At 41.8% G+C, this 10,642-nt stretch carries 7 protein-coding genes and 2 rRNA genes (1 of these 9 cut by a window edge); 3 read left to right on the plus strand and 6 right to left on the minus strand.

What is annotated here, in order from left to right; all coding sequences use genetic code 11:
- Positions 1-18: 18 nt before the first annotated feature.
- Genes R8G66_26510 through R8G66_26525 form a run of 4 tightly spaced genes read right to left on the minus strand, consistent with a single transcriptional unit; the run spans position 19 to position 5,975 of the window.
- Positions 19-666, minus strand: a complete 648-nt coding sequence (locus tag R8G66_26510) for a hypothetical protein (GenBank protein MDW3195956.1) — start codon at positions 664-666, stop codon at positions 19-21.
- 20 nt (positions 667-686) lie between these two features.
- On the minus strand, positions 687-2,759 hold the full coding sequence (locus R8G66_26515) for a tetratricopeptide repeat protein (GenBank protein MDW3195957.1): 2,073 nt from the start codon (positions 2,757-2,759) through the stop codon (positions 687-689).
- 2 nt (positions 2,760-2,761) lie between these two features.
- Entirely contained in the window at positions 2,762-4,153 is a 1,392-nt protein-coding gene (locus R8G66_26520; GenBank protein MDW3195958.1) for a C1 family peptidase, read from the minus strand.
- A complete protein-coding gene (locus tag R8G66_26525; GenBank protein ID MDW3195959.1) occupies positions 4,140-5,975 on the minus strand; it encodes a caspase family protein in 1,836 nt (611 codons plus the stop codon). Before R8G66_26525 ends, R8G66_26520 begins: the two co-directional genes overlap by 14 nt.
- A gap of 256 nt (positions 5,976-6,231) precedes the next feature.
- On the opposite strand from R8G66_26525, the gene R8G66_26530 reads away from it, so the two are divergent.
- The 3 genes from R8G66_26530 to R8G66_26540 are packed head-to-tail and all read left to right on the plus strand — an operon-like array spanning position 6,232 to position 8,782.
- Positions 6,232-7,110 (plus strand): hypothetical protein, encoded by an 879-nt coding sequence (locus R8G66_26530; protein MDW3195960.1) that lies wholly within the window; start codon positions 6,232-6,234, stop codon positions 7,108-7,110.
- 8 nt (positions 7,111-7,118) lie between these two features.
- Positions 7,119-8,105, plus strand: coding sequence for a sensor histidine kinase (locus tag R8G66_26535; protein MDW3195961.1), 987 nt, complete (start codon positions 7,119-7,121; stop codon positions 8,103-8,105).
- Positions 8,102-8,782, plus strand: coding sequence for a LytTR family DNA-binding domain-containing protein (locus R8G66_26540; GenBank protein MDW3195962.1), 681 nt, complete (start codon positions 8,102-8,104; stop codon positions 8,780-8,782). Before R8G66_26535 ends, R8G66_26540 begins: the two co-directional genes overlap by 4 nt.
- Positions 8,783-9,244: 462 nt before the next feature.
- On the opposite strand, the gene rrf is transcribed toward R8G66_26540, so the two are convergent.
- A 5S ribosomal RNA gene (rrf, locus tag R8G66_26545) occupies positions 9,245-9,356 on the minus strand.
- Between the two features lie 170 nt (positions 9,357-9,526).
- A 23S ribosomal RNA gene (locus R8G66_26550) occupies positions 9,527-10,642 on the minus strand; it runs 1,748 nt beyond the window's last position.

Here is a 10,642-nt window from a genome sequence, read left to right on the forward strand (position 1 = left end):
CTTATAAAATCTCAATTATTAAAGTCCTAATAGTTTCTGTAACTCAGCGTCGTTAGCTTCCAGGTCATCTTCAAGCTCCTTTTTAACCAGGTTTTGCGCCACTTTACGTGCCTGCTCAAAAGAATAGCCCAACACGACTCTACGTTCGATCACACTACCTTTCTTTTTCTCCGCTTTCACCACAGGATTGATCATGCCAAGCTCCGCATTCACAAACGTCTGACTGCTCGACAAGAACTTGTCAATGGTCTCAAAATCCTGATCAGAAAGTTGAGTAGAAGCCTTGTTTGTTTTGATCAGGTTAGCCACCTGAGAAGAAATCAAACCAGCCAACTCAACCCTGGCATTGTCCATGGCATTCGTGGCAGCTGCTGCACTGGATTTAGAAGAAGCAGTTCCTGTAGAAACTAAGAACTTAGGCATGTTTTGATCATCAAACTCATATTGCATCTCAAAACTTCTCTGAAGTTGCTTTTCCAATGGTAAGTCACCAGGTAGGTTCAAATACCCATCTTTTTTCAGCCTTTTGGCTTCTTTCTTCGCATCTTTATCAACCTTCTCTTTGGCTGCTTTTCTGGCCTCCTTGCTATACTGAGCACTAGCATCAGTGAATAGTAGCAAGCCAAATACAATAATTGAGAATCGTAGAATTTGGATTGTTTTCATAATTGTGATATTTGATGTGTTCATTTCTGTTTAAATAAAAAGTCCCCTCCTTCTTGTGTCAAAGAAGGAATATCTCCATACAAAGGCGTGTTTTCAGTATTCAACATTACCTCGTCACGAAGTGAGTTGAATAAAAACTCTGCTCGGAGGAATTTTTCATCATTCTCCTCCAGGCGCTTGATCAGGTAATACAGAAAGACGCTTTCGTCAGGAACTGTCTTTAGGCTGCCGGAAGTCATTGCTTTTCGACTCTTCGACGCATATAGCGACTGCAGTTCTATGTTGAAGTCAAGATCTCTGCTTTTGATCAGGCTGCCACTGTAGCAGGCATCGGCGATTACCAAGGTGTGTCGTGTATTCAGGCCGTTCAGGAGTGTTTTTAATTCATTATTCGAAAGCCAGGAAGACCGATTAGAAGGCACCGCATCGCTAAGCAGCCAATATCCCGCATCGTATTGTTTGTCCCAATAACCGTGGCCAGCATAGAAGATCAGTAGGTTATCATCAGGACGAATGATCTTACTGATGTTATCCATCACTGAATAGAATTTCTCACGATCAGGGTCGGTAAGTAGAAATACATCCGAAGGCGCAAAACCGTACTTTTCGGTCAACACACCACGAACTTTTTTCGCATCAATGATCGGTTTAGCTAAATCAGAAATACCATAATCAGCATAATTATCTACTCCGATAAGCAAAGCATAGTATCGATCATTTACGGAAACCTTCGGAGTTTCCGGCTCTGGTTTCGCTACATATGTTGATTTTACAGTAAAATTCGTCTGGCTGGTAAGTCCGCGATTGTCTTCGCAACTCACTTCAATTTCATTATTCCCTCGCTCCAGAGAAATGTCAGTTGAAAAGTATCCATTATCCGAAAAGGAAACAGATTGACCATTGATTTGTAATGATTTAATGCCATTGGAACTCTTCACTGTTCCTTCCACCCAAAGGGTATTTTCGTTTACTTCAAAATCTGCAGCTTTCACCACATTAAATCCCCTCGACTTGCTTAATACCGGATTGGTCAAAATAATCTGCGGCGGCACATTGGCCTCAGATTGCTCCCGAAAAGCCTTGAGTTTATCGTAAACGATCTTGTAAAAGGGATCAAAACTTTCTGTAAGGTCCAGCGCCTTTAGCAAGTGCCCCTCGACAACATCCAGGGCTCCCAGTGACTCCTGAGCTAATGCGAGATAATAATGCGATTGATTGTAAGTATCATCGTATCGAATTGCCGTATTGGCACTTTCTCTACCCTCAGCATATCTATTCAGATTCCAAAGAGCAAAAGATTTGTGGGCGTGGGCATTGGCATTGGATACTTGAAGTTGGATGGCATTATCGGCATGAGTAAGTGCCTCCTGATAATTACCTAACTTATTTTGGAGAGCTGCTAGGTTACTGTGAGTTGAAGAAGAGTCTTGCGTAATATTTAGCGACTGCTCATAATAATCCGAGGCCTGCTCGAAATTTCCAAGCTTGGAATTCAGCAGTCCCATTTGGTTATAAGCCATCCACTCACTACGATCTTGCTCTAAAGCAGCCTCATATGAATTTCTCGAATTGGTATAATCCCCGATCATCAATTGAGCGTTGCCAAGCCAGATCAGCTCCCAATAGGAGCCATTCAACCGTACGGCCTGCTCAAAGTCGTTGCGAGCTTCCTCATATTTTTCCTGTTGATATTGAGCAATGCCTCGCTGCAATACATACTCACTTGAGTTCGAGTTGAAAGAAATAGCCTTATCGAAGCTATTGATAGCAGACTGGTAACTTTTCCTATCAAGATCAATCCTTCCCAGAAAATACCACGCCACATGATTCTCTGCATTGACGCTAGTAGCTTTCGCAAAATCAAGACTGGCATTGTTGTAATTGCCGGAATTGTAGTAAGCCATCCCACGTCTGGTCAGTACCGTTGCGGAATTGGGTTGTTTTTTCAGGATTTCAGAAAAGACGTCTATCGCCTCATTGTATTTCCCTTCACTGGAAAGCTTGACGCCTTCGTTCAACTGCTCTCGAAGGCTTTGAGCAGACAAAGCGCCAATTGTCAGGGCGAATACGAAGAACAGGAGAACTTTTCTCATGGTTAGATATGTTTAATTTTCACAAACAGGGGGACAATTGCGTCCGACTTGTTTGATTCGGCTGAAAAATTAGCTTCGGACTTATCGTAATCTATGGACGATGGGTCCAGCAATCTTTCGCCGAGAATCTTATAAACACGATCTCTTAGTTCTCCGCTGGAGTTGGACAGGTTTGAAAGTAACCCTTTCAGATTAATTGGTCTGGAAGAGTACAAAACACAAAACGTATCTTCTCCTTTTTGGTTGTCTAATTCTACGAAATGATCTTCATCAGGGAAAATAAGATTGCTATTTTGATACCCTAAATAGGGGCTAATTCCTTCCTCAAAAGGGAATATTTGAAAGATTTCGCCTGAATTGTCCGAGCCAATCACATACATGTAAGCAGCTTCCTGATTATTGACTGTAAACTGGAATTGCGTACCAGAAAGGTAACCTTTTTGGGTTCTGTAGACTTGATCAGTCACATCAAAATCTAAAGGAAAATCATCTTCCTGATCGAAATTGAAGGTGATAGAGCCTCCCAATGAAAAACTCTCCCCTGGATAGTCAATCATTTCTGCCGCAAAAAGAATGGCATATTGAGCATCATCGTACTTGATCCATAAATAACCACTATCACCCCAGCCAGCTCCCCAGCTGTTCAGAATACGAAATGCACCACCATATTTATCATCATCATACCCGACGATGACCATCGCATGTCCACCCCTTTCATAATCTTTATCCTCCGGCGTACGATTCCATACGTCGCTGTAATAGGCTCCGCTGGAAAAAGAGGGTACGGTGTACATACCAAAAATGACCGGGTTATTATTGGCAAGGCTTTTCTTAACCAACTCAACCTTATTCTGATCTTCCTGGTAGCACAAAATCTTATAATCCAGAATTTTGTGATCATCTGCATTTGCATGATCAGACTCATTTGGAATCTTATCACAATCGAAAGCAAACTCCGACAAAGTAGGTGTTCCTTTTGTTTTCAGCACTTCCAGTGCCTCGTTTACTCTTGTACCACTACTACAGGTGTTGTTGTACCGTATTTGATTATAAACGTAGGATGGGGAAAAAGCCGCTCTTGTAATGGCCGCCTTATCTGTCATGCCATTTCGAAACGCAAATGAGATCGTTCGGGCATGATAAACAGAAGACCATGCCGTACAGGTACCTGTTTGGCCCTGATTACCTACATTCGGAGCATACTTACTCAGGTCAACTTTTCTGGGCAATGCCGTAAAGTCCCTCGTAGCAAGCTGTGCTGTTTTCGGAATGGCATGGATAGCCTCATCATCAAAGACCAATCCAGTACCCTGCCCAAATAGGGCATGATTAAACAAAAACGCACCCAGTAAAAAAATCAAGGTGCGAAATTGTCCTTTTCTAATTTCTGTCAACAAGTACCTTTTCGAAGTTTTTCCCGATGAATGTAGGTGTCTGTTTTCCATCTTGATATAGTTTTTCAGCATCTCCAGACACATTATTTCTCAAATAGTTGATAAGTTCCGCAGAATTGATCTGTCCATCCTTATCCACATCCGCGTACCCTTTCAGGCCAGCAGCAAGATAGTAGGTAAACAATCCCGTTCCTGTCACATCATTCCCTAGAGAAGTTTCCCCAAAAGAAGATGAAGTGAAAATCATAAAGTCTTTATCATTTTGCCAATCTCCCTGAAGCTTCGGATTCACAAAGCGAACACCACCTTTTTCTCCAGTGATATTTTGTGTTTCATAAGCACTTGAACCCCTGGAAGCACCACTAAAGCAAGCATCCATAAAGACGGTAACACTGTTTGTATTCAAAGCAGATAGACCCGTGTAAAACTCATTCAATTCCACCCCAAACTGGCTCAGGTTTCTGATGTTTCCATCACTGGGGAACAAGTAAACCTTATCATCATTTTTACCCGGTATCCCATGACCACTGTAGTAAACATACAAATCGGTAGATCCATCTACTCCCAGAATGGTGTTGCGTAATTCGTTCAGATTCTTGAGGTAGTTGATGAAAAACGTATTGTTCGCTTCACTATCAGTTACTCTCATGATTCGGTCTTTGCTCACACCAAACGCACGATGCATATATTCTTCCATGATCTTTGCATCTTGTGCGGCATAAGGCGCATCAGTCAGCGGATCATAATCTTCAATCCCGATGATAAGGGCCGCCGCATTTTCATTGATAGGCACGGCAGGAGGAAATTCAGCAATCGCAAGTTCGTCTTTCTTTCTTCTCCATCGATCGGAGAAAGTCCCACCTATATTTCTTTTTTGATCTTCGCCCGCAATCACCTGTGGAGGCTTAGGCTTTGAATCCAGATCAATATCAAGATCGGTATCGATAATACTTGTATTGAGTCGCGAAGCAAGACCAGGTACACTATACAAACTATCTGTAACCTGCATTCTAATTGGCAGTCTCGACGCCTCACGATAAGCACCTGTCACCCGAAGGTTGAACTGGATCGTATCTACTTCATAGGCCCCTAAAGTCTTCAAAGAACCTCGTAATTGACGCCCTTTACTATTGTCATAATTCCCTTCATAGATCAGAACATTTTCATTATCAGAAAGCAATCGGAAATTAGGCGAGAAAGCACGGCTACTACTGGCATTCTGTACAATCAACCCAAGGTTTACCTCTTCGTTTCTTTCAATTCTGTTATTGGTACTTCTTGAAGGCTCGCTATTGATCACAAATCCTCGATATTGAAGATCAGGATTATAGGCTCTGGACTGGATTACGTATTCCAAAGGAGGCATATCGTATCGCTTTCCATTCTCTTTCACGAAAATGGTAATAGTCCTGTCTCCATCATCCAGCTCCACTCCTGGCGTAATTTTGAGTTCGATCACTTCACGAGCTCCTGGATCAATTTTTGCGATTTTTTGATGACGACCCGTATTGATCACCGGACGTCTGGAGTTAGCAGATTTCGAATCTTCAACGTAAACTTCAAGGCAAGTGGCCCTTCCATCTCCATCGTTGATCACTTCAAATTTGAAGGTAAATGGCTCCAGGGGTTCCAAAACACTGTTGTTTCCATCTCCCACATAGATCACTTCTCCTATTGGAAAAGGATTACGATCATCTTGAAGTGATTGACAATCAACATTTAAAGAACTTAAATCAAATGGAGGACTCTGATCAGAAACCCTTTGAGAAAGGAGTGGCAGGCTGATCAGTAAAAGAATCAGAGTGGCGGAATATGTCTTCATGGCATTTTTTGTGAGACAGTCAATAGTCTATTGCGTCTTCAATTTAACTTTTCCCAAATAAATACCCAAATTTTACAACTAAGACCAAACTTAATAGCACATCCAAAGCAGCTTAATGATTTAATTAGAAGAAGCGTACAGATAGAAGTCAAAAAAGAAGTGTTTGCCCCCTAAAACCTGGTGTTTGCAGAGATTAATTTGTCAAGAATCACGCAGATAACACTTTTGGACTATAAAAAAAAAGAAAATGAAAATCATGTCTGCACTGAAAACTATAGCAAAACCATCCACACTGTTTGTATTGGTCATGTGTCTATTATCTTCCTGCGTATACTCTCTTTTCCCAATCTACACTGAAGATACAGTCATTTTTGAAGCAGCCTTGCTCGGCACCTGGGAAGATAGCGAAGGGTATAAAATCACCTTTCAGCGCTTTTCAGATGACCCATCTGATGTATTTGAAAAAAAGGACGAAGAAAACGATGCTCAAGAATACGCATTATCTGGTGCCGGTTGGCACATGCAGTCCGACGAACCCATCTCCATGGAAATTGGAGGAAAACTAGTGTATGATACGGTAAAAATTTCCGCACATATGGATTCCTTGGTACAAGGACTAATCGTAGAAGAAAAGGGAGAGACAGAAGAAAGTAAAGTAGCAGAAGAGGAGGAAAAAGAGAAGTCAAGCTCAGCAAGATGGCTCCTAAACCAAACTTCATTTGACGGATCTGTTTCTGTAAGCACAGACAAGTCATACCGTATGATCGTGCAAGACAATGATGAAGAAAGCTCTGTTTATAAAGTGCACTTGGTTAAAATATCGGACAATTACTTCATAGATCTATATCCCATCATAGACACGAAAAGTGGTTTTTTCTCAGCGAATGCATTCCCGGTCCATACCTTTATGAAGGTTAACTTTTCAAATAATCTTTTTGAATTAATTTCCTTCGACCTGGATAAGTTGAATGACATGTTTGTAAAAAAACTAGTACGGTTGCGTCATGAAGATGTAGATGGTAACATTTTGATCACAGCTCAACCGGAACAAATCCAGAAATTCCTGGAAGTATATAGTGACAATGAAGAAGTTTATGAAGATCCGATCACTTATGGCAGAGTACCTTTAAAATGATTGGTCTAGTGAAAGTATTTAATTGGAGACCGTTGCCGCACTTACTATTCTGGGCGGCATCCCTTTATTTCATCGCCTATTACTTCTCTATTTCAGGTGCATTAAGCTCCATTGATGTGATATATTCTATCAGTTTTCATGGTTGCCTGATCCTGCTGGTTTACCTGAACCTGGGACTACTTATTCCGAAGCTACTGCAAAAAGGACATTACGTAATCTATTTATTGGGATTGATGTTTATCATAGCATTGGCCATTGTCGCGCACTATATGGTGTTCGAGATCATGATCCCGATAGTTTTAGTCGACTATTATATAGTCTCGTTTGTAGACACACTTTCACTCGTCCTTGTATTTTCAATTTATTTAGCACTAACATCCTTATTGAAGTTTTCCAAATCCTGGTTTCGGATCCAGCAACTGGAAACAGAGAACATGAGGTTCCAATTGAACTCATTAAAAGAGCAGTTAAATCCTCATTTTCTCTTTAATGGGCTCAATAGCATCTACGCTCTGGCTATACAGAAAAGCGAAAAAACACCTGAAGCCATTTTGATACTATCAGAACTCTTGCGATTCTCATTGTACGAGATCAACAAAGAGAAGGTCGAGCTCAGCCAGGAAATCAAAAACATGGAACACTACCTGGCGTTGCAGAAACTGCGCCTGAAGGGTCCCCACCTAATTAATTTCCGCGTTATTGGTGACCCAAAAGACATCACAGTACCTCCAATGATTTTCCTCCCTATCTTAGAAAATGCTTTCAAACACGGTGATCTTAAAAAGGCCATTAAAATCTCTCTGTTAATAAGCGAAACCATTCAATTTCATTGTGAAAATCAAATTGACCATAGGGATCATCCTGAGCTGCGTCAAGGAGGGATTGGACTGGAAAATATTAAAAAGCGCCTGGACCTACTCTATCCTGACGCCTCACTTGATCTTAATAATGAAGAGAATCTGTTTATTGTACAAGTGAAATTTACGATTCCATGATCAAATGTCTAATCATAGAAGACGAACCATTAGCTCAGGATCTGTTAAGACAATTTGTGTCGGACCATCCAGAATTGGAATTGGTAGGATCATATGACAATCCAATGGAAACGATATCACTTATAGAATCCTCAGAAGTAGATCTATTGTTACTAGACATAAATCTTCCGAAAATTTCTGGGATTAATTTTTATAATTCCTTATCTAGAAAACCACTGGTAATATTTACCACCGCCTATACAGAATTTGCAGTAGAAGGATTCGAAATAGACGCCATAGACTATTTGGTAAAACCTTTCCCTTTTGAGCGCTTCCTTAAAGCTATAACTCGTGCAAAAGAGAAGCTGAGTCAAATACCAAAAGCGGACAGTCAAATATTGGTCATAAAAGCTGATAAAAAAATCTACAGAATTCCTCATGATCAACTTCACTTCATAGAGTCGCTTAGAGATTTTGTTAAAATCCACACGAACAGCGGTGCAATTATCAGTAGCGACACACTACGTAGCTTGAATGAATCCTTACCTGGAAATAGTTTCCTTAGAATCCACAAATCCTATATTGTAAACCTGGATAAAATAGAATTCATGGAAGGCAATCAGGTCAGCATTAAAGGAAAAAAATTACCCGTTGGACAAGCTTACAGAGATGAAATAGCGAAGAACTTTCGTAAATGAATGGTATTCTTCCTAATAAGGTTAAATGCCCACCTTTGGAAGATCAGCAGAGGAATTCCTACAGAATCGCTTAGAAGCCCAATTGCGGATCAATCTTTCTTACTTCATTCATCGTTTCGTTGAACATCATCAACGCTTGACTTTCAAACAGCAGACCATTCGGACTATAGGGCAGTATTAGGGATCAAGCATTATTTCTTAGGTCCGTCTTTAAAAAGTGAAAATCCCAATTTAGAGGTCCAAACCACTCAGTTATCATAAAGCGACCAAATTAGTTTGGCAGAACCAAGAAATCATGAGTTCAAAGAAATCTTTAGAACTCGATATATGATTTGGAAGAACTCTACATCCTATAAGTCATATTTGATCCGATGTAACAATCCATCGTGGATTGTATCGAATGTAGCCTTTACGTTCAGGCATAAAAAAACCCATTCAAATTAATGAATGGGTCTTGTTAAAAGCTGGCAACGACTTACTCTCCCACCTGTTACGGCAGTACCATCAGCGCTGAGGGGCTTAACTTCTCTGTTCGGAATGGGAAGAGGTGGACACCCTCGCTATAATCACCATAAAGTCTTTAGCAACTTAGAACGGGTGTCAGACACCCTCGGACTAGCAGTCCGTCTATCATCACTATAAAATCTTAGTCTGCTGATACTTCTTATCAGCACACATTAATATCCTTAACATGTTGTCAGAGTAAAAGATTCTGATCATTAATCGTTTTACAAGTATAGTCGCTTAAAGAAAGCTTACGGGTAATTAGTACTGCTCAGCTTTGACATTACTGCCTTTACACCTACAGCCTATCTACGTCCTCGTCTAGAACATCCCTTTAAAGAAGTCTCATCTTGTAGTGGGTTTCGCACTTAGATGCTTTCAGTGCTTATCCCTTCCCAACGTAGCTACCCAGCAATGCCCCTGGCGAGACAACTGGTGCACCAGCGGTTAGTCCAACCCGGTCCTCTCGTACTAAGGTCAGATCTACGCAAACTTCTTACGCCCACAACAGATAGGGACCGAACTGTCTCACGACGTTCTGAACCCAGCTCGCGTGCCACTTTAATGGGCGAACAGCCCAACCCTTGGGACCTTCTCCAGCCCCAGGATGTGACGAGCCGACATCGAGGTGCCAAACCTCCCCGTCGATGTGAGCTCTTGGGGGAGATCAGCCTGTTATCCCCGGAGTACCTTTTATCCTTTGAGCGACGGCCCTTCCATACAGAACCGCCGGATCACTATATCCTAGTTTCCTACCTGATCGGCTTGTTGGCCTCACAGTCAAGCACCCTTATGCTATTGCGCTCTTCGCATGATTACCAAACATGCTGAGGGTACCTTTGAAAGCCTCCGTTACGCTTTTGGAGGCGACCACCCCAGTCAAACTACCCACCACACACTGTCTCTGTCTCCAGATTAGGCATCAGATAAACAAAGGGAGGTATTTCACCAATGACTAACATACGCCTGGCGACGCACGATCAAAGTCTCCCTCCTATCCTACACATCATTTACCCAATACCAATGTGAAGCTATAGTAAAGGTTCACGGGGTCTTTCCGTCCCGTTGCGGGTAAACGGCATCTTCACCGTTACTACAATTTCACCGAGCTCATGGCCGAGACAGTATCCAGATCGTTGCACCATTCGTGCAGGTCGGAACTTACCCGACAAGGAATTTCGCTACCTTAGGACCGTTATAGTTACGGCCGCCGTTTACTGGGGCTTCAGTTCAGAGCTTCGCCGAAGCTAACTCCCCCCCTTAACCTTCCAGCACCGGGCAGGTGTCAGGCCTTATACTTCCTCTTTCAAGTTCGCAAAGCCATGTGTTTTTGATAAACAGTCGCCTGGATCGTTT

It is taken from the genome of Cytophagales bacterium (assembly GCA_033344775.1).
Taxonomy (GTDB): Bacteria; Bacteroidota; Bacteroidia; order Cytophagales; family Cyclobacteriaceae; genus JAWPMT01.